Below are 22762 nucleotides of genomic sequence, written 5' to 3' on the forward strand. Positions count from 1 at the left end.
CCTATGTCCAATCGTCCCAATCACCCGATTGTAAGCTGGGAAGACTGGCTGGCCTCGCCGCCCGGCGAGTACATGCTGCGCTGGGAGGCGCAGCAGTACGACCGGACCGTGACCGACATCTTCGGCTATCACGCGGTCCAGCTGGGCCTGCCCTATATCGACACGCTGCGCGAGAACCGCATGCCGTTCTCGGCGCTGGCGCTGGACCCGTCCAGCGGCCCGCACGGGCCGCGTGCCGCACATCCGGATGCGCGCCAGCTGCTGTGCCGCTTCGATGAACTGCCGTTCGACACCCAGAGCATCGACCTGGTCACCCTGCCCCACATCCTCGAATTCGCCGAAGACCCGCACGAAGTGCTGCGCGAGGTCTCGCGGGTGCTGATGCCCGAGGGCCGCGTGGTGGTCACCTGCTTCAACCCGATGAGCCTGTGGGGCGCGCGCCAGGGCATGAACCGGCTCGGCGCCACGCCGTTCCTGCCGACCGACGCGCAGCAGATCGGCTTCGTGCGCATCAAGGACTGGCTCAAGCTGCTCGGCTTCGATATCATCCGCGGCCGCTTCGGCTGCTATTGCCCGCCCTACCGCACCGACCGCTGGCTGCAGCGCACCGCCTTCATGGAAAAGGCCGGCGACCGCTGGTGGCCGATCTTCGGCGCGGTCTATATGATTTCGGCGATCAAGCGGGTGCGCAATATCCGGCTGGTCGGGCCGGCCTGGAAGAGCAAGCCGGCGCTGGCGCCGGTGTCGGCGCCGGTGGCCACCCCCACCGGCACGCATGGCAAGGCTCCGGGCCAGAAGCACTGACGCAGCCTGGCCGGCGCGCTATCCACCCTGTCCGGCCCCCTCAATGCGCCACCCGACCCACGGGTGGCCACCACGGAATCACATGCAAGAAGTCACGATCTACTCCGACGGCGCCTGCAAGGGCAATCCCGGCCGCGGCGGCTGGGGCGCAGTGCTGGTCGCCGGCACCAGCGAGAAAGAGCTGTTCGGCGGCGAGCCCAACACCACCAACAACCGCATGGAAATGACCGCCGTGATCGAAGCGCTGCGCGCGCTCAAGCGGCCCTGCGTGGTGCGCGTCTATACCGACTCGCAGTACGTGCAGAAAGGCATCAGCGAATGGCTGCCCGGCTGGAAGGCGCGCGGCTGGAAGACCGCCGACAAGAAGCCGGTCAAGAATGCAGACCTGTGGCAGGCGCTGGACACGCTGGCGCAGCCGCACCAGATCTCGTGGCACTGGGTGCGCGGCCACAACGGCCACCCCGGCAACGAGCGCGCCGACGCGCTGGCCAACCGCGGCGTCGAATCGATCGGCCGCTGACCGGATCCCGCAGCACCCGAACAACAAGCGCGGAACGCCCGCCCCGCTCCGCTAGAATGCCTGCCATGCGACAAATCGTTCTCGATACCGAAACCACCGGCCTGAATGCCGCCACCGGCGACCGCCTGATCGAAATCGGCTGCGTCGAGCTGATGAACCGCCGGCTGACGGGGCGCCACCTGCACTTCTACGTCAACCCCGAACGCGATATCGACGAGGGCGCGATTGCCGTACACGGCATCACCGTCGAATTCCTGGCCGACAAGCCGCGCTTTGCCGAAGTCGTCCACGACATCCGCGAATTCGTGCAGGACGCCGAGCTGATCATCCACAACGCGCAGTTCGACCTGGGCTTCCTCGACATGGAATTCCAGCTGCTGGGCCTGCCGCCGTTCCGCCAGCATGTCGGCAACGTGATCGATACCCTGCGCGAAGCGCGCCAGATGTTTCCCGGCAAGCGCAACTCGCTCGATGCCCTGTGCGAACGCCTGGGCATCAGCAACGCCCACCGCACGCTGCACGGCGCGCTGCTCGACGCCGAACTGCTGGCCGAGGTCTACCTGGCGATGACGCGCGGCCAGGATTCGCTGGTGATCGACATGCTCGACAGCGGCAGCGGCCAGGGCGGCGTGGTCGCCACCGCCGACCTGTCCAGCCTGGCCTTGCCGGTACTGCGCGCCACCGACGAGGAACAGCAGGCCCATCTGGCGCTGCTGAAGGGCCTGGACAAGGCCAGCGGCGGCAAGACGGTATGGCAGGAGGATCCTGCCGAAGCCCCTGGCACGCTTGCCGCGTAACAAAATTCTCAAAAGGGCTTTACAAGATACAAGAACCTCTGCATAATCTCACTTCTCTGCTGCACGACGGCAACGACGACGCAGACAGGGGTGGTTAGCTCAGCGGTAGAGCACTGCCTTCACACGGCAGGGGTCACAGGTTCAATCCCTGTACCACCCACCAGATTCAGGAAAGCCAGCCTCGCGCTGGCTTTTTTCATTTCCGCCTCCGCATCCCCTTCTCCTCGAGAAACCGTCCCGCTCATCGGACACGGCTCGTCTCCTTCGCTGCGAGCAAGCCGCCACGCCCCGCTCTGTTGCAAACAGTTTCGAAGTACCGCTTGACATCTGCTAACCTTCTTATAACGCCACCGTCCCGCACCCAGCGGCTTGCGGGGCCGGAACAACGGGTCAGTGCGCACAAGAAAGAAGTCAATCATGCAGCACTCATTGAAGTATCGGATGGCGTTCGCCACGGCGGGGGTGGTAACGCTGATCATCGTGCTGCGCGCGCTCTACGCCCAGTATTACGCCTATGACAGCCTGAAGAACCTGCTGCAGTCGCAGCAGGACACGCTGGTCAAGATGGTCGCCGAGCAGCTCGATGAAAAGCTGCAGGGCCGCGCCGCCGTGCTGCACCGGGTGGCGCGCCAGCTTGCCGCCATGCCCGCGGCCCGGCCGGCGGAGTTGCGCCGTGCGGCGCATGGCCTGGTGGAAATCCCCGAGACCTTCAATGCCGTCTTCCTGGCCTCGCCCGACGGCGATCTGACGTTCAGCACGGCCGTACCGGACGGCGTGCGCCTGCGCGTCAATGACCGCGACTATTTTCGCGACGTGCTGCACGGACAGCCGTTCGCGGTGTCGGACCTGATCCAGGGCAAGCAGACCAACGCACCGGGACTGGTGCTGGCGGTGCCGATGCTGGGGCCCGCCGGCGAACTGCGCGGCGTGGTCGGCGGCGTGCTGAATCTGGCGGACAGCAACTTCCTGCGCGAGCTGGCGCACAGCCGGGTGGGCACCACCGGCAGTTTTTGCCTGGTGTCTGCCGGCGCCACCCCCCGCTATGCGATGCATCCGGACGTGTCGCGCGTGCTGGCACCGGCGCGCGCACTCGGCGAAGCCTGCGGCGCCGAGCCGCCCCCCGCGCTGCTGGAAATCCTGACGCCGACCCAGCCGATCATCGCGCGCTACCTGCTGGCCTCCAATGGCTGGGAGGTGGTGGCGGTCCTGCCCGCCGCCGAAGCCTATGCGCCGCTGATCAGCGTGCGCCAGCGGACCATCGCCGTGGGCGCGATCTCGCTGGTGATCGCGGCCGGGCTGATGTGGCTGGTGATGTGGCGGCTGCTGGCGCCGCTGCAGCGGCTGCACCGCGCGGTGCGCCAGCTCGGCACCAACCCGAAGGCGGTGGCGGACCTGCCGGCCGGCCGCGCCGACGAGATCGGCGAGCTGGCGTCGAGCTTCGCCGAGGTGGTGGCGCAGCTGTCGGAGCGCGAGGCCGCGCTGCAGGCCGCCAAGGACCGCGCCGCCGCCAGCGAGAAGCGCATCGAGGCGATTGCCAACCATGTGCCGGACTTTATCTCGTTCATCGACATGCAGCAGCGCTATGTCTTCGTCAACCAGGCCTATGCGCGGCGCTACGGCGTGCCCGCGCAGCAGATCGTGGGCCTGTCGCTGCGCGAGCTGTGGGGGACGCAGGAATACCTGGCCTGCCAACCCTATCTGCAGCAAGCCGGCACCGGCCAGGCGGTGACTTTTACCCGCGAAAGCGCGGACGGCACCGAGTGCATCGAGATCACCTGCCAGCCGGCGTGGAACGATGCCCAGGACACCGTGGTCGGCCTGCATATGTTCGGACGCAACGTCACGCACGAGCGCGAAAAGCTGCGCAGCCTGGAAGCGCAGACCGTCTCCGACTACCTGACCGGCCTGCTCAACCGCAAGGGCTTCGACCGGCGCCTGGCCGAAGCCATGGCGCGCAGCGGCGCCAGCGCCTGCCCGCTGGCGCTGCTGCTGGTGGACCTGGACGACTTCAAGGCGGTCAACGACAACCATGGCCACCCCATCGGCGACCAGTTGCTGGTGGCGTTCGCACAGCGGCTGCGCGCCTGCGTGCGCAAGGGCGATGCCGTCGCGCGCATCGGCGGCGACGAATTTGCGGTGATCCTGGATGGGATTGCCGACCGCCATGCGATGGCGTCGGTGGCCAACACCATCGTGCAGGCGGCGCGCATGCCCTTCGTGATCGACGGCCTTACGCTGGCGGTGTCGGCCAGCGTCGGCTCGGCCATCCACGATGCCCGCCACACCATGACCGTGAGCGAACTGTTCCTGCATGCCGACATGGCGCTGTATGAAGCCAAGCGGCATGGCAAGGCGCGCTATGCGGCGCAGGCGGCGGATACGGTGGAGCCGTCTGGCCTGGCATCGCAAGCAGGCTAGTGCCGACGTCCGGCCCCAAAATGACCCATTGGGTGCTCCCTCTCCCGCGAGCGGGAGAGGGCTGGGGTGAGGGCCGGAGTATCAACAGGGTAAGGCGTGTCGGTATGCCACCGCCTGCCCTCACCCCCTGCCCCTCTCCCGCAAGCGGGAGAGGGGAGCAAACCCGCGGCAATCATTCATTGCCGCAGGCTCAGCCCCCTCAGCGCACCTTCCCTTCCTTCCACGCCTGCAGCAGCTTGTCGTAAGGAATGGTCTCTCCCTTCGGCTTCTCGTTGGCCAGCTTCTGCCACGGCGCGTGGTCGTTCGACAGCCACTTGCCCGGATCGCCCTTCGCGTTCAGCTTGGGCGCGCAGTGGCTCATGCCGGCGCGCTGCAGCCGCGCCATGACCTGGTCCATCTCTTCGGCCAGCGTATCCATCGCGGCTTGCGGGGTCTTCTCGCCGGTCACCGCGGTGGCCACGTTCTTCCACCACAGCTGGGCCAGCTTCGGGTAATCCGGCACGTTGGTGCCGGTCGGCGTCCACGCCACGCGCGCGGGGCTGCGGTAGAACTCGACCAGGCCGCCATACTTGGCCGCGTTCTTGGTCAGGTAATCGTGGTGGATATCGCTGTCGCGGATAAAGGTCAGGCCGGTCAGCGACTTCTTCAGCGATACCGTCTTCGAGGTCACGAACTGCGCGTACAGCCAGGCGCCGGCGAGCTTGTTGGGGTCGGTGTTCTTGAAGAAGGTCCACGACCCCACGTCCTGGTAGCCGTTCTGCATGCCCTGCTTCCAGTACGGGCCATACGGCGAAGGCGCCATGCGCCACTTGGGCGAGCCGTCGGCGTTGACCACCGGCAGGCCCTTCTTGGTCATGTCGGCGGTAAAGGCCGTGTACCAGAAGATCTGCTGCGCCACCTGGCCCTGCGCCGGAACCGGGCCGGCCTCGGAGAAGGTCATGCCCATGGCCTGCGGCGGGGCGAATTTCTTCATCCAGTCGATGTACTTGGTCAGCGCATAGACCGCCGCCGGGCTGTTGGTGGCGCCGCCGCGCGCCACCGAGGCGCCGACCGGCGTGCACTTGTCCTCGGCCACGCGGATGCCCCACTCGTCCACCGGCATGCCGTTGGGCAGGCCCTTGTCGGCGGTGCCGGCCATCGACAGCCAGGCGTCGGTGAAGCGCCAGCCAAGCGACGGGTCCTTCTTGCCGTAGTCCATATGGCCGTAGACCTTCTTGCCGTCGAGCTCCTTCACATCGTTGGTGAAGAAGTTGGCGATGTCCTCATACGCGGACCAGTTGGTCGGCACGCCCAGGTCGTAGCCGTACTTGGCCTTGAACTTGTCCTGCAGGTCCTTGCGCGCGAACCAGTCGGCGCGGAACCAGTACAGGTTGGCGAACTGCTGGTCGGGCAGCTGGTACAGCTTGCCGTCCGGCGCGGTGGTGAACTTGGTGCCGATAAAGTCTTTCACGTCCAGCCCGGGGTTGGTCCATTCCTTGCCGGCGCCGTTCATGTAGTCGGTCAGCGGCAGGATCGAGCCATAGCGGTAGTGCGTGCCGATCAGGTCGGAGTCCGAGATCCAGCCATCGTAGATCGACTTGCCGGACTGCATCGAGGTCTGCAGCTTCTCGACCACGTCGCCTTCCTGGATCAGGTCATGGTTGACCTTGATGCCGGTGATCTCCTCGAAGGCCTTGGCCAGGGTCTTGGACTCGTACTCGTGCGTGGTGATGGTTTCCGACACCACGTTGATCTGCGTGACGCCCTTGGCCTTGAGCCGGGCGGCGGCATCGATGAACCACTTCATTTCCGCCGCCTGCTTGTCCTTGGACAGCGACGAGGGCTGGAACTCGTTGTCGATCCACTTCTTCGCTTCGGCTTCGCCCGCCCAGGCGGTGCCGCAAGCCAGCGCGGCGGCGCAGGCAAGGGCTGACATCCCCAACGTCACGTGCACTTTCATCGGTGTCTCCTCAAGAATCCCCTGCCCCGGTTCTGGTCTGGGTGGCGGCCCCGGGGTGGGGACAAGCCGCGATTCCCGTCAATGCCTGGTAATGCTTGTGAATGCCGGCCGGCGCGGCGCTAGCCCTTGCGCAGGATCAGCGCCAGCACCAGCATCGATGCGACGAAGCTGATCCACACCGACGGCTCTTCCGGCAGCGCCAGCCAGGTGGAAATCTTCCCGCCCAGCCCGACCCATGCCAGGTTGATCCACGCCGCGCACATCAGCCCGATGAAGAGCCGGTCGCCGCGGGTGGTGGCGATCGGCAGGAAGCCCTTGCGCAGCACCGACGGCGAGCGGATTTCCAGGATCGTCATGCCGATCAGCATCACCACGATGCAGCCAAAGAACACCGCCACCGGCGTGGTCCATACCATCCAACTGAGCATTGGCGCCGTCTCCTCGAATGAAGGCCCCGGGGACTACACGCGGCCCATCGCGAAGCCCTTCGCGATGTAGTGCCGCACGAACCAGATCACGATGCCGCCGGGAACGATGGTCAGCACGCCGGCCGCGGCCAGCACGCCCCAGTCCATGCCCGATGCCGATACCGTGCGCGTCATGGTGGCGACGATGGGCTTGGCGTTGACCGAGGTCAGCGTGCGCGCCAGCAGCAGTTCCACCCAGCTGAACATGAAGCAGAAGAACGCGGCCACGCCCACGCCGGCCTTGATCAGCGGCAGGAAGATGGTCAGGAAGAAGCGTGGGAACGAGTAGCCGTCGACATAGGCGGTTTCATCGATCTCGCGCGGCACGCCGGACATGAAACCCTCCAGGATCCACACCGCCAGCGGCACGTTGAAGACCAGGTGCGCCAGCGCCACGCCCAGGTGCGTATCCATCAGGCCGATGGTGCTGTAGAGCTGGAAGAACGGCAGCAGGAACACCGCCGGCGGCGTCATGCGGTTGGTCAGCAGCCAGAAGAACACATGCTTGTCGCCGATGAACTGGTAGCGCGAAAAGGCATAGGCGGCCGGCAGCGCGACGCCGATCGAGATCACGGTGTTCATCGCCACGTAGATCATCGAGTTGACGTAGCCCGAATACCAGGACGGATCGGTGAAGATGGTCTTGTAGTGCTCCAGCGTAAACTGCCCCGGCCACAGCGACAGCGTCGAGACGATCTCCTCGTTGGTCTTGAACGACATGTTGACCATCCAGTAGATCGGCACGATGGCGAACACCAGGTAGGCCAGCAGGAAGCCGGCGCGCCACCAGGCGGCGCGGTTGGCCTTTGCCGGGATTGCGGTGGGGATCACGGCAGGAACTGCCGAAGAGATCTCAGCCATGGGGCATGTCCTCGCTGCCGGCGGTGCCCGCGCGCTGCATCCAGTTGTAGAGGATGAAACACATGAGCAGGATGATCAGGAAGTAGACGATGGAAAACGCCGCCGCGGGGCCCAGGTCGAACTGGCCCACCGCCTTCTGGGTCAGGTATTGCGACAGGAACGTGGTGGCGTTGCCGGGCCCGCCGCCGGTCAGCACGAACGGCTCGGTGTAGATCATGAAGCTGTCCATGAAGCGCAGCAGCACCGCGATCATCAGCACGCCGCGCAGCTTGGGCAGCTGGATATGGCGGAACACCGCCAGGCGCGAGGCGCCGTCGATCTGCGCGGCCTGGTAGTAGGCGTCGGGGATCGCGCGCAGGCCGGCGTAGCACAGCAGCGCCACCAGCGGCGTCCAGTGCCAGACGTCCATCACCAGCACCGTGATCCACGCGTCGAAGGCGCTGCCGGTGTAGTTGTAGTCGAAGCCCAGCCCTTCCAGCGCGGCGCCGAGCAGGCCGATATCGGTGCGCCCGAAGATCTGCCAGATGGTGCCGACCACGTTCCACGGGATCAGCAGCGACAGCGCGATGATCACCAGCACCGCCGATGCCTTCCAGCCCCGCGCCGGCATCGACAGCGCCAGCAGGATGCCCAGCGGGATCTCCACCAGCAGCACCGCCAGCGAGAAGCCGAGCTGGCGCAGCAGCGCATCGTGCAGCTCGCCGTCGCGCAGCACCGTGCGGAACCATTCGGTGCCGACGAACACGCGCCGCTCGGGCGAGATGATGTCCTGCACCGAATAATTGACGATGGTCATCAGCGGCAGGATGGCGGAGAATGCCACGCATACCACCACCGGCAGCACCAGCAGCCAGGCCTTCTGGTTGACGGGCTTCATGCGACCAGCTCCTCGTTGACGTAGTAGCAGGTATGCCGGTTGAACACCGACAGCCACGCCGTATCGCCCGCGCGCAGCCCTGCCGCCTCCACACCCAGCCGCGCGCGCAGCGTGCCGGCCTGCGCGCCCGCCTCCTGCACCGTGCCGGTCAGCAGCCAGTAAGTGCCGATGTCCTGCGCCCGCTGCACCTGCACCGGCACCGCCTGCGCGTCGCGCTCCGGCGCCAGTCGCAGGTATTCCGGGCGCACCCCGATGCGGAAGCTGCCGGCCGCGCGCAGCGCCGCTTCCACCGGCGGCGCCAGCGTCGGCGTGTAGCGGCGCCCGGCCACGTCGATGGCGCCGTCGCGCCACTGCCCGGGCAAGAAGTTCATGCCCGGCGAGCCGATAAAGTGCCCGACGAAGGTATGCGCGGGCCGCTCGAACAGCGCATCGGCCGGCCCCACCTGCACCGCCTTGCCGCGCGACATCACCACCACCTGGTCGGCAAAGGTCAGCGCCTCGGTCTGGTCGTGGGTCACGTAGATCAGCGTCAGGCGAAACTCGTGGTGGATTTCCTTCAGCTTGCGCCGCAGCTGCCATTTGAGCTGCGGGTCGATCACCGTCAGCGGCTCGTCGAACAGGATCGCCGACACGTCCTGGCGCACCAGCCCGCGCCCGAGCGAGATCTTCTGCTTGGCATCGGCGGCCAGCCCGCTGGCGCGGCGCCCGAGCGTCGACGAAAGATCCAGCATCTCGGCGACGCGCCCGACCCGCTCGCGCACCTGCGCTTCCGGCACGCCGCGGTTGCGCAGCGGGAAGGCCAGGTTTTCGCCGACGGTCATGGTGTCGTAGATCACCGGGAACTGGAACACCTGGGCGATATTGCGCGCCTGCGGCGTGGCGCCGGTGACATCGCGGCCATCGAAGGCGATGGTGCCGTGCGAAGGCCGCAGCAGCCCGGAAATGCAGTTCAGCAGCGTGGTCTTGCCGCAGCCCGACGGGCCCAGCAGCGCATAGGCGCCGCCGTCTTCGAAGGTGAAGCGCAGCGGCAGCAGCGCGTAGTCGTCGTCGGTGCGCGGATGGGGCACATACGAGTGCGCCAGGTCCAGGTCGATGCGCGCCATTTCAGCCTCCCGCCGCTGGCGTTGCCATCGCCGCGCCGCCGGGCCGGCGCGGCGCATGGATGCGGCGGCCGTCGGCATCGAACAGGTAGAGCTGGTCGGGCAGCAGGTGCAGCGTCACCGGCTCGCCCAGCTGCAGGTCGAGCACGCCGGCGAACTGCGCCACCAGGTTTCCGACCGCGGTATCGGCGTGGACGAAGGTGTCCGAGCCGGACAGCTCGGCCAGCGCCACGCGGCCCGGCACCGCGACCGCGCCAGCCTCCCCCGCCAGACGCAGGGCCGACGCGCGCACGCCCAGCGTCACCGGGCCGTCTTGCGCCGCCACGCCGGGCACCGGCACCGCGATGCCGCCGGCCAGCGCGACCTCGCCGCCCTGCAGCCGGCCTTCGACCAGGTTCATCGGCGGGTCATTGAAGGCGCGCGCCACGCGCAGCGAATCGGGATAGTGGAACACCTGTGGCGTGGGGCCGTACTGCAGCAGCTCGCCCGCATCGAGCACCGCCGTGTGCCCGCCCAGCAGCAGCGCCTCGCCGGGCTCGGTGGTGGCGTAGATCACGGTGGCGTCGCCGTGCGCGAACAGCTGCGTCAGTTCTTCGCGCAGCTCTTCGCGCAGCTTGTAGTCCAGGTTGACCAGCGGCTCGTCCAGCAGCATCAGCGGCGCCTCCTTGGCCAGCGCGCGCGCCAGCGCCACGCGCTGTTGCTGGCCGCCGGAGAGCTCGGCCGGATAGCGGTCCAGCAGGTGGTCGATATGCAGCCGCGCCGCCAGCTCGCGCACGCGCCCGGCGATCTCGCCGGCCGCGGCCTTGCGCCGCAGCCGCAGCGGCGAAGCGATGTTGTCGAAGACCCTGAGCGACGGGTAGTTGATGAACTGCTGGTAGACCATCGACACATTGCGCTCGCGCACCGGCATGCCAGTGACGTCGTCGCCGTCGACCAGCACGCGCCCGGCGCTGGGCCGGTCCAGCCCCGCCATGACCCGCATCAGCGAAGTCTTGCCCGCCTGCGTCGCGCCCAGCAGGATGGTGACCGCGCCCGCAACCGGGGCCAGCGTCATCGGATAGAGATACGCCTGCGAACCTGCCTGCTGTGCGACGCCTTCCAAACGTAGCTGCATCCGGTCTCCATGTTCGATATGCTGCCGGCATCACGGCTTGCGTCCGATGCAGGCGCACCACTCTTGGCTTCACGCTCGTTTTAGCAACAAAACGAACATAAAACAATAGTGCAGCGCATCATTTGTTTTCGTTTGTGTTTGAACTAGAATCCCGGCATGACCCTGAATCCCCGCCAGACGGCCCTGCTCGAAGAAGTCCGCACCCAGGGCTTTGCCTCCATCGACGAACTTGCGCGCAAGTTCGGCGTCACGCTCCAGACGGTGCGCCGCGACGTCAACCTGCTGGCCGAGAACGGCATGCTGGCGCGCTTCCATGGCGGGGTGCGGGTGGAAGATTCCACCACCGAGAACATCGCCTACCGGCAACGGCAGGTGCTCAATGCCGAGGGCAAGGCGCGCATCGCGCGCGCGGTGGCGGCGGCGGTGCCCGAAGGCTGCTCGCTGATCCTGAACATCGGCACCACGGTGGAAGAGATCGCGCGCGGGCTGGTGCACCATCGCGGCCTGCGCGTGATCACCAACAACCTGAACGTCGCCAACATCCTGGCCGACAACCCCGATTGCGAAGTCATCGTCGCCGGCGGCGTGCTGCGCTCGCGCGACCGCGGCATCGTCGGCGAGGCCACGGTGGAGTTCATCCGCCAGTTCAAGGTCGATATCGGGCTGATCGGCATCTCGGGCATCGAGACCGACGGCACGCTGCGCGACTACGACTTCCGCGAGGTCAAGGTGGCGCGGACCATCATCGAGCATTCACGCGAGGTCTGGCTGGCGGCGGACGCCAGCAAGTTCAACCGCCAGGCCATGGTGGAGCTGGCGCATGTGTCGCAGGTGGACCGGCTGTTCACCGACGCGCCGGTGGCGGCGCCGTTCGACCAGATCCTGGCCGACAGTGGGGTGAAGTGTGTGGTGGCGGAGCGGGAGTGAGCGTGCCGGATGTCCGGCTGCCGCTGCCGCGCGGGTGGGAGCGGGGGCGGTGTTGATGGCGGGTGGCAGGGCATGGCGGGGCGCGTCGGCATTGCGACGCGCCCGCCCTCACCCCCGGCCCCTCTCCCGCGAGCGGGAGAGGGGAGCAAAGCTTCGGGGCATCGAAGGCTTACTTGAACACCACGGTCTTGTGGCCGTTGAGCAGGATGCGGTGTTCGGCATGCCACTTGACCGCGCGCGCCAGCGCCACGCATTCGACGTCGCGGCCGACGGCGGTCAGCTGGTCAGGGTCCATGCTGTGGTCGACGCGCTCGATCTCCTGCTCGATGATCGGGCCTTCGTCCAGGTCGGCGGTGACGTAGTGCGCGGTGGCGCCGATCAGTTTCACGCCGCGGTCGTGCGCCTGGTAGTACGGCTTGGCGCCCTTGAAGCTGGGCAGGAACGAATGGTGGATATTGATGGCGCGGCCGGCCAGCTTGCGGCACAGGTCGTCGGACAGCACCTGCATGTAGCGCGCCAGCACCACCAGGTCGATGTTCTGCTCCTGCACCACGTCGAACACGCGCGCTTCCTGCGCGGCCTTCTGCTCCGCCGATGCGTTCATCAGCGGCAGGTGGAAGAACGGCACGTCGTACGATGCCGCCAGCTGGTAGAAGTCGCGGTGGTTCGAGACGATGGCCGCGATCTCCACCGGCAGCCCGCCGACCTTGGCGCGGAACAGCAGGTCGTTCAGGCAATGGCCGATCTTCGACACCATGATCATCACGCGCGGCTTGACCGTGGCATCGTTCAGCTCCCACTGCATGCCGAACTGGTCGCCCACCGCCGCGAACGCGGCCTTCAGCGTGGCCAGGTCGGGACCGCCGGCGGCCGGGGTGAAATGCACGCGCATGAAGAAGCGGCCGGCATACTCGTCGCCGTACTGGTCGGAGTCTACGATATTGCAGCCGTGCTGGAACAGCAGGCCCGAGACGGCGTGGACGATGCCCGGCTGATCAGGGCACGAGAGGGTCAGGATGAATCCGGTGTTGCTCATGGTGTGTGGTTCTGTCGGGGTGGCGCGGCGCGGGGCCGGGGAAGCCTGGGGGGCTCGGTCAGTAACGCAGGCAATAACGCGGGCAATGCAGGCAATAACGCAGACACTGCCGCAGCGAGCGGCGATGGATTCCGCGGCGGCTCAGTCGGGCTGACCGGTATCGAGCCAGCCCCGCCGCTCAAGGGCATCCAGCGTCACCAGTGTCGCATCGACCGTCATGGCGCCGGCCGACATGATAGCAAGCAATGGCGCCACCTCGACGCGCCGGTGCTCGCTGACCTCGCCGTCGTGGTTGTGCGGCGTGAAGCCCGGCGGCAGCAGCAGGTCGTAGACATAGACCTGCTCCCACTGCACGCCTTCGGGCAGGTCGCGCAGCACCTCGATCATGCCGTGCGGCTGCACGCCGCGCGCCAGTTCGGGCGGAATGCCGGACTCTTCCCCGCACTCGCGCACCAGCGTCGCCAGCGGGTCGCTGCCGTGGGGCATGCCGCCGGCGACCAGGTTGTCCCACATGCCGGGGTCGACGGCCTTGGCCGGGCTGCGGCGCGAGATCCACAGCGCCGGCGGGTTGTCCGCACCGCCATCGACGATGCCGTTCATGTGCGAAGCGAAGGTCAGCAGCCCCAGGAAGCGGGCCGCGGCGCGCTCCACCACCGCCACTGCGGGTGCGTCCAGCGCGGCGGTGACCGCGAACAGCTCGTCGCGCCAGCCGCGCACATGGCCGGCGTCGGCCAGATGGTGCGACAGCGTCCGCAGCGCGGCGCTGCGCGCGGCGAAATCATCGCAGCCCGGCAGCAGCGCCACGGCCACGGAGCCGTCGGCAAGCGCCTGCTCCGGACCGAGCACGCCAGCGATGCCGCGCAGGATGCCGGCATGTTTGCGGGGAAGCCAGCCGACCTGCCGGCCGCCGGCCATCAGGCGCAGCTTGGCGGCGGCATCGAAGCCGCTGCGCGCCGCCAGCGAGGCGGCGATCCGTGCCGCGGCAGCCGCGGCCGGCAGGAAGGACATTTCAGCCATCGGCATTCCGTGCGCCGGCCGCGCCGGCGCGCATTGTCATTGTCAGGATCGAACGCATGAACCAGCCCGCCGCGCAGGGCCAGCACCCTGCCCCGTCCCAGCTTCCCGCCGAGCCGCAATACGTGCTGGCGCTCGACCAGGGCACCAGCAGCTCGCGCGCCATCCTGTTCGACCATGCCGGCAACGTGGTGCGCCTGGCGCAGCGCGAGTTCCGCCAATATTACCCACATCCCGGCCATGTCGAGCACGATCCCTACGAGATCTGGCAGTCGCAGCTGGCGGTGGCGCACCAGGTGCTGGCCGATGCCGGCATCAGCGCCTCGCAGGTGCGCGCCATCGGCATCACCAACCAGCGCGAGACCACCGTGCTGTGGGACCGCAAGACCGGCGAGCCGGTCGGCCGCGCGCTGGTCTGGCAGGACCGCCGCACCGCGCCGATGTGCGAGGCGCTGCAGGCCGCCGGCCACGGCGAGCTGTTCCGCGAGAAGACCGGCCTGATCATCGACGCCTATTTTTCCGGCACCAAGCTGCGCTGGATGCTGGACAACATCGAAGGCGCGCGGGCGCGCGCGCAGCGCGGCGAGCTGGCCTTCGGCACCGTCGACAGCTGGCTGATCTGGCAGCTGACCGACGGCGCGCGCCATGTCACCGACGTCTCCAATGCCTCGCGCACGATGCTGTTCAACATCCACAGCTTTGAATGGGACGACGCGCTGCTGGCGCTGCTCGACATCCCGCACGCGCTGCTGCCCGAGGTGGTGGCGTCCAGCGGCGAAGTCGCGCGCACCTCGGCGCGGCTGTTCGGCCTGCCGATCCCGATTGCCGGCATCGCCGGCGACCAGCAGGCCGCCACCTTCGGCCAGGCCTGCCTGGTGCCGGGCATGGCCAAGAACACCTACGGCACCGGCTGCTTCCTGCTGATGAATACCGGCGCGCAGCCGGTCACGTCGCACAACCGGCTGCTGACCACCATCGGCTGGCAGTACCGCGGCCAGACTCAATATTGCCTGGAGGGCGGCGTGTTCATGGGTGGGGCCACCATCCAGTGGCTGCGCGACGGCCTGAAGATCATCCAGAGCGCGCCCGAGGCCGAGGCGCTGGCGCGCCAGTGCAACGACAGCGGCGGCGTGGTGCTGGTGCCGGCCTTTGCCGGGCTGGGCGCGCCGCACTGGGACCCCTTCGCGCGCGGCACGCTGGTCGGCATGACGCGCGGCACCGGCCGGCCGCAGATCGCGCGCGCGGCGCTGGAATCGATCGCGCTGCAAAGCGTGGACGTGCTCGAGGCCATGCAGAAGGACGCCGGCATCGCGCTGGCCGAGCTGCGTGTGGACGGCGGCGCCTCGCGCAGCGACCTGCTGATGCAGATGCAGGCCGACCTGCTCGGCACCCCGGTGGTACGCCCGCGCGTGACCGAGACCACCGCGCTGGGCGCCGCCTACCTGGCCGGCCTGGCCACCGGCTACTGGAGCGACCCGGTGCAGATCGCGCAGCAATGGCAGGTGGAGCGGCGCTTCGAGCCCAACCTGTCTGCCGACGAGCGCGGCCACCGGCTCGCGCGCTGGCACCGGGCGGTCGAGCGCGCCCGCGACTGGGCGCGCGACGACGACGCCGGCGGCGGCCACGGCTGACGCCGTTGCGTCAAACCCGTCCCGCGCAGCGCGGGCAAACCGAACATCCCTAGCCAGCACACACCAGAAACCAGCGTCATGCACAGCCTTCCCACCCCGATCCAGCCGCCCGGCCGCGCCGCCCTGCTCGCCACCCTGGAGCGCGAGCCGCGCTGGGACGTGATCGTCATCGGCGGCGGCGCCACCGGCCTGGGCACGGCGGTCGATGCCGCGTCGCGCGGCTACCGCACGCTGCTGGTCGAAGCCGCGGACTTTGCCAAGGGCACCTCGAGCAAGGCCACCAAGCTGGTACATGGCGGCGTGCGCTACCTGGCCCAGGGCAATATCAGCCTGGTGCGCGAGGCCCTGCACGAGCGCGGCCTGCTGGCGCGCAACGCGCCGCACCTGGTGTGGCCGCTGGGCTTCGTGGTGCCGGCCTACCAGATGTTCGACCAGCCCTTCTACGGCATCGGCCTCAAGCTCTATGACATGCTCGCCGGCAGCCTCAACCTGTCCGGCAGCCGCTGGCTGAACCACCGCGAGGTGCTGGCCGCCGCGCCCAACCTGGCCGAACACGTCGGCGGGCGCCCGCTGCGCGGCGGCAACCTGTATTTCGACGGCCAGTTCGACGATGCGCGGCTGGCGGTGGCGCTGATGCGCACGCTGTTCGACGTCGGCGGCACCGCGCTCAACTACATGCGCGCGACCGGCCTGAGCCAGCAGGGCGGCGTGATCAGCGGCGTGACGGTGCAGGACGTGCTGGGCGGCGCCACCTTCCGGCTGCGCGCGGACTGCGTGATCAATGCCACCGGCGTGTGGGTCGATGCCATCCGCCAGATGGAAGACGGGCATGCCCGCGCCATGGTCGCGCCCAGCCAGGGCGTGCACCTGACGCTGCCGCGCAGCTTCCTGCCGGGCGAGCGCGCCATCCTGATCCCCAAGACCGACGACGGGCGGGTGCTGTTCGTGGTGCCCTGGAACGGCCACACCATCGTCGGCACCACCGACACGCCGCGCCGCGACCTGCCGCTGGAGCCCGACGCCGGCGCCGACGATGTCGATTTCATCCTCGAAACGGCGTCGCGCTACCTGGCCAAGGACCCCACCCGCGCCGACGTCACCAGCGTCTGGGCCGGCCTGCGGCCGCTGGTGCGGGCCACCGGCGAAGCCTCCACCGCGTCGCTGTCGCGCGAGCATACGATCGTGGTGTCGAAAGCCGGACTGATCACCGTCACCGGCGGCAAATGGACCACCTACCGCAAGATGGCCGAAGACGTGATCGAGACCGCGATCCAGCGCCAGATGGTGCGCGCCGCGCCGTGCGTGACCGCGGAGTTGCCGCTGCACGGCGCGGCCGGGCTGCCGGCCGACCTGCCGCCACCGGATTCCGGTTCGCCGGACCGCTACTACGGCAACGAGCTGGCGCTGCTGCGCGCGCTGCCGGGACACGACCGCATGCTGGCCGGCGCCTCGGGCCTGACCGAGGCCCACGTGCGCTTTGCCGCGCGGCATGAACTGGCGCGCCGGGTCGAGGACGTGCTGGCGCGCCGCAACCGCGCGCTGTTCCTGGACGCTCGCGCGGCGGTCGACGCGGCACCGGCGGTGGCGGCTATCCTGGCCGAAGAACTCGGCGAGGATGAAGCCTGGCAAGCCCGCGAGCTGGAGAGCTTCCGCGCGCTCGCCGCCGGCTACATGCTGGGCTGAGCGCTTGCCGCAGCCCCACCCGAACACCAACTTTCGACCAGAACACGCCATGCCCGATCGCCTGATGCTGTCCCGCATTCCTGCCGTTGCCCTGCTCGCCGCACTGTGCGCCAGCGCCACCGCCCAGGCCGCCCGCGCGCCCGGCATCGACGGCGTGCGCTTTCCCGAGGTGCGCACCATGCGCTACCAGTGCGACGGCGGCAAGACGCTGACGGTCCGCTATTTCAACAGCCCGGACAACCAGGCCGCGGTGTTTCGCATCGAAGGCAAGCCGGTGCTGGCGGTCAGCACGGTGTCGGCTTCCGGCGCGCGCTATGTCGGCGGCCGCTACGAATGGTGGACCAAGGGCGAGTCAGGCACGCTGCGCGACCTGATGCAGGCGGAAAACGCCGCGCCGGCGCTGGCCAACTGCCACGCGGGGCCATAAGTCCACGATCGGCACGGTCGCGCCGCGCCACGGTTTGAAGCCGCGGCGTTCCGGGCGATAATGCGGGGATTGAATCAGGGAGAACACCATGGACGAGATTGAAGACCTGTCCGATCTGCCGATGCCCCGCTTTATCTGGGGCTTCGCCGTGATCGCGGGCAAGGGCGGCGAGGTCATGCACGACGAATTCGAGTACCTGACCCACACCCGCAGCCCGCGCTTCACCTGCCGCGTGGTCGAGCTGGAAGACATGCCGGCGGAAAGCGAAGAAGACGCCATCGACGGCCGCATCGTCCACGACGACGACCCGAGCCGGATGTTCTACATCACCGATGCCGGCATGGCGCTGGTCAACTTCCAGCTGTTCGACAAGATGCCGGACAAGCAGAAGTTCAAGCGCATCTGCGACGAAGCCATCGCCAACTGGATGCTGCGTCGCGAGTTCCTCGACGACGAAGACGAGGATTGAAAGAGGACTGAAGCCCCGGCGGCCCTGCGGCCGCCGCGCGACGCTCAGGCCTGGTCCTGCTCCGGCGGCAGCGCGCCCGCCAGCACTTCATTGAGCAGCCCCGTCATGCCGCCCGGGTGATCGGCGGCCAGCGCCTGCAGGCGCTTCACCAGCGTGCCGTCGAGCTTGCACGCGAACGGCACCAGACCTTGCTCCTGGTCCAGCCGGCGCTGCTCGCGCCGGTCCGGGCGCGCCGCGGCGCCGGGCATGCCGCCCCGCCCCGCCGCCGCCTGCTTCAGGCTGTTGGCGATCTTCAGGCCCTTGTTTTTTTCCAGGTCCGTTTTCTTCACGGCAATATCCGAAAGTCTGTAGAGGGCGGTATTGTACGCACTCGCGGGCGTCCACCGGGCCGGCGCTACAGTGGCGCGGGTGGGCGTTGGCTTATGCGTCGCTGACTTCGATCAGCTCGGCCGCCACGCGCTGGATCTCCGCATAGACCGGGATCGCGTCCATCGGGCCGGTGCAGCCCACCGCCGTGGCCTGGCTGGCGTCGGCGCCGGGCGGCAGGAACACGAACGCCATGCCGGGCTGCCAGCCGGGATGCTTGCGCAGGCTGTCGTTGAGGATGTCGAGATACTGCGCGCGCGTGAAGACGTGCCTTGCCATCGCTACCTCCGGAATCCGCTGCCGATGCGCCGCGCGGGCGCGGGTGTCATGGCGGGGATCGTAGCATGGCAAGGACGCGCGGCGTCACCGTATGGCGCCGCGCGGCGGGCTGGTCAGCACTCGCCCTTCTTGGCCTGGCCGGGCGGGCAATGGTTGCCCTTGTCCTTTTCCTTGTGGCCTTTGTTGCCTTTGTCCTTGTTTTTGTCTTTATATCCGCCCTGGTCCCAGCGGCCCGGCACCAGCACCCAGCCGTCGCGCGCCTGGACCCAGCGCGGCGACTCATAGACGTAGCCCGGGCGCTCGCGCTCCCAGCGACCCTTTTTCCAGGCGTGCTTGCGGTGGTGATCGTCCCAGTCCCAGTAGCCGGGCATCCAGACGTAGCCGGCGCGCGGCGCGGGCACGGCCTCGTAGATCGGCGCCGGCGGCGGCACGCCGATGGCAATGTTGACCGACACCTGGGCCATCGACGCCGCACTGAACGTCAGGCCCGAACCGAGCAACGCGGCCAGCAGCAGGGCCCTGGCCGGGCGAAGCGCGCAATCCGTCATGGGAGTCCTTTCTTGTGGAGGAACATGCCCATAGTCTAGTGTGCGGGGAACCGCCCGCAAGGCAAGAATCGATATCGGCCGGCCACGGATGCCGGCGCGCAACAGCCCGGTACGAGCCGCTTGCGCTAACGCGAGGCTAGTGATCCTCGGCCATCGCCTTGAGCTGGGCCTCGCCGGCAACGCGCGCGGCATCGGAGGTGGTGAAGGTATCGTCCGACACAATGGCGCGCCGGACCTGCTGCGCGCTGAAATCCACCAGCGCGATGACCCACACGTAGCGCCCCGCCTGGGGTGCGGTCTGCACGAAAGCCTTCAGGTTGTGGCGCGATTCATTGGCCATGATCCATCTCCGGTTGAGACGTGCCGCAGCACAGGGGGTCAGGCAACTCTAGCACAAGGCCCGCAGGCTCACCGGCCGCCGGCCTCGGTGGCGAAGGCGCGCAATTCGCGCGCCCGCGCGGCCGTCATGTCCAGCATGCAGCCCGCGCCGGCCACGCGCGCGGCGCTGCCGCCGGCCGGATTGGAAACGAAAGCGCAATGGGCCTGCCGGTACTCGAGCCAGACCCGCTGCGCCACCCGCAACTGCCCGGTGCGCGGCGGCTCCAGCCGCCGCAGCAGCGACTGATAGGCGCGGTTCAGCGCCGCCTCCTGGACCCGCGACTCCAGCGCGGCACAGTTGAGCATGTCGGCGGTCGACACAGCCTTGCCCATGCAGCGCTCATAGTCGGCGCTCAGGCCGCCATTGCCCGCGGCGCCGGCGGGGATGGCCGCCACGGCCAGGCCGGCGACGGCAACATATGCGAAGACGCGCATGGCAGCTCTCCGTTTGCGTGGTTGTGACAAGACGAGACGGACCCAGGTGCTGCGCGGTCCGTTCAGGCGAGCCAGCGGCCCAGCGTCGCCACGGCGATATTGGCCAGCCCGAGCACCAGGTTGGTCCCGACCGCCTGCCGGATGCGGTTCAGCGCGGCACCGGCGGCCGGCCAGTCCTGGGCGTCCACGGCCCGGCCCAGCGCCCGATACGGGCCGAACCATACGTAGCAGAAAATCCCCGCCATGACGATGCCGATGCCCAGCATCAGGTGCCAGTTGCGCGGCGCGCCAGCCATGCCCACCGCCGCCATCATCGCGCCACCGCTTAGCAGGATTGCGACCACCGACGCCCACACCCATGGGAAAAACCGGTCAAACACGCCGCGCCACAGGCGCAGGCGCGGCGGCGGCTCCAGCACGGCGCCGGCCACCGGCCGCAGGCACAGGTAGGCGAAGAACATGCCGCCGACCCAGACGGCGACGCCGGTCAGGTGCAGCATGCGGAGAAGGGGGTCGGCGATCATGGCGGCACGCGGCAGGGCGCGGGTTGGGGCGATGACCACATTCTAAGTGTTGTGGCCGCCACGGCGAAGCCGGGCGGGCTTCAGGAAAGCAACAGCGGGCCGATAAACATTTCGTATCACGCCGCGTCATGAGCCGGTTCCGCAGGATCTCGCTCGCGCAGCCCGATTTCGCCCAAGCCATTGCACGGCCGGGCGCTTGACCGTCCGGAACCCAGCCCCAGACAATACCCTCGGCCAGACCACAACACCGCAAGCGGCCGCTCCGCCCCCTTCATTCCAGACCATGGCGCCTGCCCCAGCCAGCCCTCCTCCGACCGCGTCCGCTGCCCGTGCGCGACCGCTGCTGCGCCGCGGCCTGACGGCCGCTCTGCTTGCCGTGACGCTGGCGGTGCTGCCCGCCATGCTGCCGCCCGTTGTCACCGCGCAACCTGCCCCGCAACGGGCCGACCTGGTCGCGCGCGTGGTCATCAGCCTGCTCGGCTACGCGCGCTGGCCGGTGGAGCGCGATCCGGTGCGGCTGTGCGTGGATCATGCCAGCCGCTATGCGGCCCGGCTGAGGGAGGGTGGCACGCTCGCCAATGGCCGCACGGTGCAGACCCGGCAGGTCGACGTGCTGGCCGACATGCTGCATCCGGCGTGCGATGCGCTGTACGTGGGCACCATGAACGAACCGCGCCGCAAGCGCCTGTCGGCCGAATTGACCGGCCGCCCGGTGCTGGTCATCGCCGAAGAAGACTTCGAGTGCGAGGTGGGCAGCATGTTCTGCCTCAACATCCGCGACAGCCAGGTCTCGTTCCGCGTCAATCTCGATACCCTCGCCCGCAGCGGCGTGCACATGCATCCCGGCGTGCTGCAGCTCGGCCGCCGCAAGGGAGCGCCGTCATGAGCCAGCCCCGGCCGGTGCGCGGGCAAGGCGCGCGCCCCACCCTCTACAGCGTGCTGCGCCGCATCCACCTGGGCGTGGCGCTGATCGCGGTATGCACCGCCGGCCTGGCGCTGACCGCGATCGGCGTCACCGCGCTGCGCGTCTACGCCGACCACAACGTGCGGCTGGTGGCGCGCTCGATCGCCTATACGCTGGAAGCGCCGGTGGTGTTCCGCGACCAGCCCGCCACCGCGGAAACGCTGGCGGCGATCGCGGCCTCGGAAGACATCGCCCGCGCCACCGTCTATGACCGCGACCACCACGTGCTGGCGGTGTGGGAGCGGCCCGGCCAGGCGCCGCTGACCGGCTTGCGCCATGCACTGGTCGAATGGCTGGGCACGGAAGCCGTCGAGCAGCCCATCCTGCACCAGGCGCAAACGGTCGGCATGCTGCGCGTCAGCGGCGACCCGCGCAACCTGCTGCATTTCCTGCTGCAGGGCGCGCTGGGCCTGCTGGCCTGCCTGCTGCTGACCGCCGTCGGCGCCCACTACCTGGCCAGCCGGCTGCTGGTGCAGATCATCGAGCCGCTGCGCAACCTGATGCGGGTGGCGCACGCGGTCCGTTCCGAGCGCGATTTCGCGCAGCGCACGCCGCCGGCCAGCATCGCCGAACTCAATGCGCTCAGCGAAGACTTCAACGGCCTGCTCGACGAACTGCAGACCTGGCAGAACCAGATGCAGCACGAGAACCGCTCGCTCGCCCACCGCGCCAACCACGATGCGCTGACCGGGCTGCTGAACCGCGCCGCCTTCGTCGAGGCGCTGGAGCACGCCGTGCGCCACGCGGCCGCCAACGACGAATATGCCGCGGTGCTGTATCTCGACAGCGACGATTTCAAGCACATCAACGACCGCCACGGCCATGCCGCCGGCGACGCGGTGCTGGTCGCGGTGGCCCAGCGCATCCGCGCCAGCCTGCGCGCCCGCGACACCGTGGCGCGCATCGGCGGCGACGAATTCGCGGTACTGGCCACCGCGCTGCGCGCGCCGGACGATGCGATCCAGATCGCCGAACATATCCTGCAGGCGATGGCCTGCCCCATCGACCTGCCAGACGGCAGCGCGGTGCAGGCCTCGCTCAGCATCGGGCTGGCCGTCTTCCCTGTCCATGCGCAAGGCAGCCAGGCGCTGCTGCACGCCGCCGACGCCGCCATGTACGGCGCCAAGCGGCGCTCCGGCGGCATCTGGCAAAGCGCCGAGCCGCGCCTGGACGTCACGCAGTGA

25 protein-coding genes and 1 tRNA gene are annotated in these 22762 nt (G+C 68.5%); 12 read left to right on the top strand and 14 right to left on the bottom strand.

Annotated elements, in window-relative coordinates; translation table 11 throughout:
• Window positions 1-3: 3 nt before the first annotated feature.
• The 5 genes from CBM2594_RS11025 (at window position 4) to CBM2594_RS11045 (ending at window position 4539) form a co-directional block, all read left to right on the top strand.
• Complete coding sequence (locus CBM2594_RS11025; protein ID WP_116356852.1) at window positions 4-804, top strand: methyltransferase domain-containing protein; 801 nt, start codon at window positions 4-6, stop codon at window positions 802-804.
• Window positions 805-886: 82 nt separating this feature from the next.
• Window positions 887-1324 carry a ribonuclease HI gene (gene rnhA / locus CBM2594_RS11030; protein WP_018007845.1) on the top strand — a complete coding sequence of 146 codons (438 nt, stop codon included), beginning with the start codon at window positions 887-889 and terminating at the stop codon, window positions 1322-1324.
• Window positions 1325-1380: 56 nt separating this feature from the next.
• Complete coding sequence (dnaQ, locus tag CBM2594_RS11035; protein WP_116356853.1) at window positions 1381-2121, top strand: DNA polymerase III subunit epsilon; 741 nt, start codon at window positions 1381-1383, stop codon at window positions 2119-2121.
• Window positions 2122-2209: 88 nt separating this feature from the next.
• Window positions 2210-2284, top strand: a tRNA-Val gene (locus CBM2594_RS11040).
• Window positions 2285-2538: 254 nt separating this feature from the next.
• Window positions 2539-4539 (top strand): sensor domain-containing diguanylate cyclase, encoded by a 2001-nt coding sequence (locus CBM2594_RS11045; RefSeq protein WP_232346598.1) that lies wholly within the window; start codon window positions 2539-2541, stop codon window positions 4537-4539.
• Between the two features lie 199 nt (window positions 4540-4738).
• On the opposite strand, the gene CBM2594_RS11050 is transcribed toward CBM2594_RS11045, so the two are convergent.
• The 6 genes from CBM2594_RS11050 to CBM2594_RS11075 all read right to left on the bottom strand — a co-directional run bounded on the left by CBM2594_RS11050 (window position 4739) and on the right by CBM2594_RS11075 (window position 10897).
• Window positions 4739-6478: an ABC transporter substrate-binding protein gene (locus tag CBM2594_RS11050; protein WP_373457574.1), complete on the bottom strand. Its 1740-nt coding sequence runs from the start codon at window positions 6476-6478 to the stop codon at window positions 4739-4741.
• 119 nt (window positions 6479-6597) lie between these two features.
• Window positions 6598-6906, bottom strand: a complete 309-nt coding sequence (locus CBM2594_RS11055) for a DUF2160 domain-containing protein (RefSeq protein WP_116356855.1) — start codon at window positions 6904-6906, stop codon at window positions 6598-6600.
• A 33-nt stretch (window positions 6907-6939) separates the two neighbouring features.
• Window positions 6940-7806, bottom strand: coding sequence for a carbohydrate ABC transporter permease (locus CBM2594_RS11060; RefSeq protein WP_116356856.1), 867 nt, complete (start codon window positions 7804-7806; stop codon window positions 6940-6942).
• Window positions 7799-8683 (bottom strand): carbohydrate ABC transporter permease, encoded by an 885-nt coding sequence (locus CBM2594_RS11065; protein WP_116356857.1) that lies wholly within the window; start codon window positions 8681-8683, stop codon window positions 7799-7801. The genes CBM2594_RS11060 and CBM2594_RS11065 overlap by 8 nt, the downstream gene beginning before the upstream one ends.
• Entirely contained in the window at window positions 8680-9786 is a 1107-nt protein-coding gene (locus CBM2594_RS11070; protein ID WP_116357769.1) for an ABC transporter ATP-binding protein, read from the bottom strand. The genes CBM2594_RS11065 and CBM2594_RS11070 overlap by 4 nt, the downstream gene beginning before the upstream one ends.
• Before the next feature lies 1 nt (window position 9787).
• Complete coding sequence (locus CBM2594_RS11075; protein ID WP_116356858.1) at window positions 9788-10897, bottom strand: ABC transporter ATP-binding protein; 1110 nt, start codon at window positions 10895-10897, stop codon at window positions 9788-9790.
• Window positions 10898-11053: 156 nt separating this feature from the next.
• Here CBM2594_RS11075 and CBM2594_RS11080 point away from each other — a divergent pair, with 156 nt between their 5' ends.
• Window positions 11054-11824 (top strand): DeoR/GlpR family DNA-binding transcription regulator, encoded by a 771-nt coding sequence (locus tag CBM2594_RS11080; RefSeq protein WP_116356859.1) that lies wholly within the window; start codon window positions 11054-11056, stop codon window positions 11822-11824.
• Window positions 11825-11993: 169 nt separating this feature from the next.
• Here the strand turns inward: CBM2594_RS11080 and purU are convergent, their stop codons facing one another.
• Window positions 11994-12860 (bottom strand): formyltetrahydrofolate deformylase, encoded by an 867-nt coding sequence (gene purU, locus CBM2594_RS11085; RefSeq protein WP_116356860.1) that lies wholly within the window; start codon window positions 12858-12860, stop codon window positions 11994-11996.
• Window positions 12861-13001: 141 nt separating this feature from the next.
• Entirely contained in the window at window positions 13002-13877 is an 876-nt protein-coding gene (locus CBM2594_RS11090) for an NUDIX hydrolase (protein WP_116356861.1), read from the bottom strand.
• Between the two features lie 56 nt (window positions 13878-13933).
• Here CBM2594_RS11090 and glpK point away from each other — a divergent pair, with 56 nt between their 5' ends.
• From glpK to CBM2594_RS11110, 4 genes are all read left to right on the top strand, one after another.
• Window positions 13934-15505: a glycerol kinase GlpK gene (glpK, locus tag CBM2594_RS11095; RefSeq protein WP_116356862.1), complete on the top strand. Its 1572-nt coding sequence runs from the start codon at window positions 13934-13936 to the stop codon at window positions 15503-15505.
• 78 nt (window positions 15506-15583) lie between these two features.
• Window positions 15584-17188, top strand: a complete 1605-nt coding sequence (locus CBM2594_RS11100) for a glycerol-3-phosphate dehydrogenase/oxidase (protein ID WP_116356863.1) — start codon at window positions 15584-15586, stop codon at window positions 17186-17188.
• A 49-nt stretch (window positions 17189-17237) separates the two neighbouring features.
• Window positions 17238-17615 (top strand): MliC family protein, encoded by a 378-nt coding sequence (locus CBM2594_RS11105; RefSeq protein WP_116356864.1) that lies wholly within the window; start codon window positions 17238-17240, stop codon window positions 17613-17615.
• An 88-nt stretch (window positions 17616-17703) separates the two neighbouring features.
• The gene (locus CBM2594_RS11110) at window positions 17704-18084 is read left to right on the top strand and encodes a hypothetical protein (protein WP_116356865.1); all 381 of its coding nucleotides are present in this window, start codon (window positions 17704-17706) and stop codon (window positions 18082-18084) included.
• Between the two features lie 44 nt (window positions 18085-18128).
• On the opposite strand, the gene CBM2594_RS11115 is transcribed toward CBM2594_RS11110, so the two are convergent.
• The 6 genes from CBM2594_RS11115 to CBM2594_RS11140 form a co-directional block, all read right to left on the bottom strand.
• Complete coding sequence (locus CBM2594_RS11115; RefSeq protein ID WP_116356866.1) at window positions 18129-18413, bottom strand: hypothetical protein; 285 nt, start codon at window positions 18411-18413, stop codon at window positions 18129-18131.
• Window positions 18414-18504: 91 nt separating this feature from the next.
• Window positions 18505-18729, bottom strand: coding sequence for a hypothetical protein (locus tag CBM2594_RS11120; RefSeq protein WP_062800783.1), 225 nt, complete (start codon window positions 18727-18729; stop codon window positions 18505-18507).
• A gap of 113 nt (window positions 18730-18842) precedes the next feature.
• The gene (locus CBM2594_RS11125) at window positions 18843-19277 is read right to left on the bottom strand and encodes a YXWGXW repeat-containing protein (protein WP_116356867.1); all 435 of its coding nucleotides are present in this window, start codon (window positions 19275-19277) and stop codon (window positions 18843-18845) included.
• Window positions 19278-19413: 136 nt separating this feature from the next.
• Entirely contained in the window at window positions 19414-19617 is a 204-nt protein-coding gene (locus tag CBM2594_RS11130; protein WP_116356868.1) for a hypothetical protein, read from the bottom strand.
• A gap of 68 nt (window positions 19618-19685) precedes the next feature.
• Window positions 19686-20090, bottom strand: a complete 405-nt coding sequence (locus tag CBM2594_RS11135) for a lysozyme inhibitor LprI family protein (protein WP_116356869.1) — start codon at window positions 20088-20090, stop codon at window positions 19686-19688.
• Between the two features lie 62 nt (window positions 20091-20152).
• A complete protein-coding gene (locus CBM2594_RS11140; protein WP_116356870.1) occupies window positions 20153-20614 on the bottom strand; it encodes a CopD family protein in 462 nt (153 codons plus the stop codon).
• A gap of 283 nt (window positions 20615-20897) precedes the next feature.
• Between CBM2594_RS11140 and CBM2594_RS11145 the strand changes: the two genes are divergently transcribed.
• Window positions 20898-21500: a YfiR family protein gene (locus tag CBM2594_RS11145; RefSeq protein WP_116356871.1), complete on the top strand. Its 603-nt coding sequence runs from the start codon at window positions 20898-20900 to the stop codon at window positions 21498-21500.
• Window positions 21497-22762, top strand: coding sequence for a diguanylate cyclase domain-containing protein (locus CBM2594_RS11150; protein WP_116356872.1), 1266 nt, complete (start codon window positions 21497-21499; stop codon window positions 22760-22762). Before CBM2594_RS11145 ends, CBM2594_RS11150 begins: the two co-directional genes overlap by 4 nt.

The sequence above is a fragment of the Cupriavidus taiwanensis genome (assembly GCF_900249755.1).
Classification (GTDB): domain Bacteria; phylum Pseudomonadota; class Gammaproteobacteria; order Burkholderiales; family Burkholderiaceae; genus Cupriavidus; species Cupriavidus taiwanensis_D.

Coding starts and splice junctions, on each gene's coding strand:
- CBM2594_RS11100 (WP_116356863.1), top strand. CDS start 15,584: ATGCACAGCCTTCCCACCCCGATCCAGCCGCCCGGCCGCGCCGCCCTG.
- CBM2594_RS11025 (WP_116356852.1), top strand. CDS start 4: ATGTCCAATCGTCCCAATCACCCGATTGTAAGCTGGGAAGACTGGCTG.
- CBM2594_RS11060 (WP_116356856.1), bottom strand. CDS start 7,806: ATGGCTGAGATCTCTTCGGCAGTTCCTGCCGTGATCCCCACCGCAATC.
- CBM2594_RS11150 (WP_116356872.1), top strand. CDS start 21,497: ATGAGCCAGCCCCGGCCGGTGCGCGGGCAAGGCGCGCGCCCCACCCTC.
- CBM2594_RS11120 (WP_062800783.1), bottom strand. CDS start 18,729: ATGGCAAGGCACGTCTTCACGCGCGCGCAGTATCTCGACATCCTCAAC.
- CBM2594_RS11135 (WP_116356869.1), bottom strand. CDS start 20,090: ATGCGCGTCTTCGCATATGTTGCCGTCGCCGGCCTGGCCGTGGCGGCC.
- CBM2594_RS11080 (WP_116356859.1), top strand. CDS start 11,054: ATGACCCTGAATCCCCGCCAGACGGCCCTGCTCGAAGAAGTCCGCACC.
- glpK (WP_116356862.1), top strand. CDS start 13,934: ATGAACCAGCCCGCCGCGCAGGGCCAGCACCCTGCCCCGTCCCAGCTT.
- CBM2594_RS11140 (WP_116356870.1), bottom strand. CDS start 20,614: ATGATCGCCGACCCCCTTCTCCGCATGCTGCACCTGACCGGCGTCGCC.
- purU (WP_116356860.1), bottom strand. CDS start 12,860: ATGAGCAACACCGGATTCATCCTGACCCTCTCGTGCCCTGATCAGCCG.
- CBM2594_RS11050 (WP_373457574.1), bottom strand. CDS start 6,478: ATGAAAGTGCACGTGACGTTGGGGATGTCAGCCCTTGCCTGCGCCGCC.
- CBM2594_RS11130 (WP_116356868.1), bottom strand. CDS start 19,617: ATGGCCAATGAATCGCGCCACAACCTGAAGGCTTTCGTGCAGACCGCA.
- CBM2594_RS11065 (WP_116356857.1), bottom strand. CDS start 8,683: ATGAAGCCCGTCAACCAGAAGGCCTGGCTGCTGGTGCTGCCGGTGGTG.
- CBM2594_RS11070 (WP_116357769.1), bottom strand. CDS start 9,786: ATGGCGCGCATCGACCTGGACCTGGCGCACTCGTATGTGCCCCATCCG.
- CBM2594_RS11045 (WP_232346598.1), top strand. CDS start 2,539: ATGCAGCACTCATTGAAGTATCGGATGGCGTTCGCCACGGCGGGGGTG.
- CBM2594_RS11105 (WP_116356864.1), top strand. CDS start 17,238: ATGCCCGATCGCCTGATGCTGTCCCGCATTCCTGCCGTTGCCCTGCTC.
- dnaQ (WP_116356853.1), top strand. CDS start 1,381: ATGCCTGCCATGCGACAAATCGTTCTCGATACCGAAACCACCGGCCTG.
- CBM2594_RS11110 (WP_116356865.1), top strand. CDS start 17,704: ATGGACGAGATTGAAGACCTGTCCGATCTGCCGATGCCCCGCTTTATC.
- CBM2594_RS11055 (WP_116356855.1), bottom strand. CDS start 6,906: ATGCTCAGTTGGATGGTATGGACCACGCCGGTGGCGGTGTTCTTTGGC.
- rnhA (WP_018007845.1), top strand. CDS start 887: ATGCAAGAAGTCACGATCTACTCCGACGGCGCCTGCAAGGGCAATCCC.
- CBM2594_RS11145 (WP_116356871.1), top strand. CDS start 20,898: ATGGCGCCTGCCCCAGCCAGCCCTCCTCCGACCGCGTCCGCTGCCCGT.
- CBM2594_RS11125 (WP_116356867.1), bottom strand. CDS start 19,277: ATGACGGATTGCGCGCTTCGCCCGGCCAGGGCCCTGCTGCTGGCCGCG.
- CBM2594_RS11075 (WP_116356858.1), bottom strand. CDS start 10,897: ATGCAGCTACGTTTGGAAGGCGTCGCACAGCAGGCAGGTTCGCAGGCG.
- CBM2594_RS11090 (WP_116356861.1), bottom strand. CDS start 13,877: ATGGCTGAAATGTCCTTCCTGCCGGCCGCGGCTGCCGCGGCACGGATC.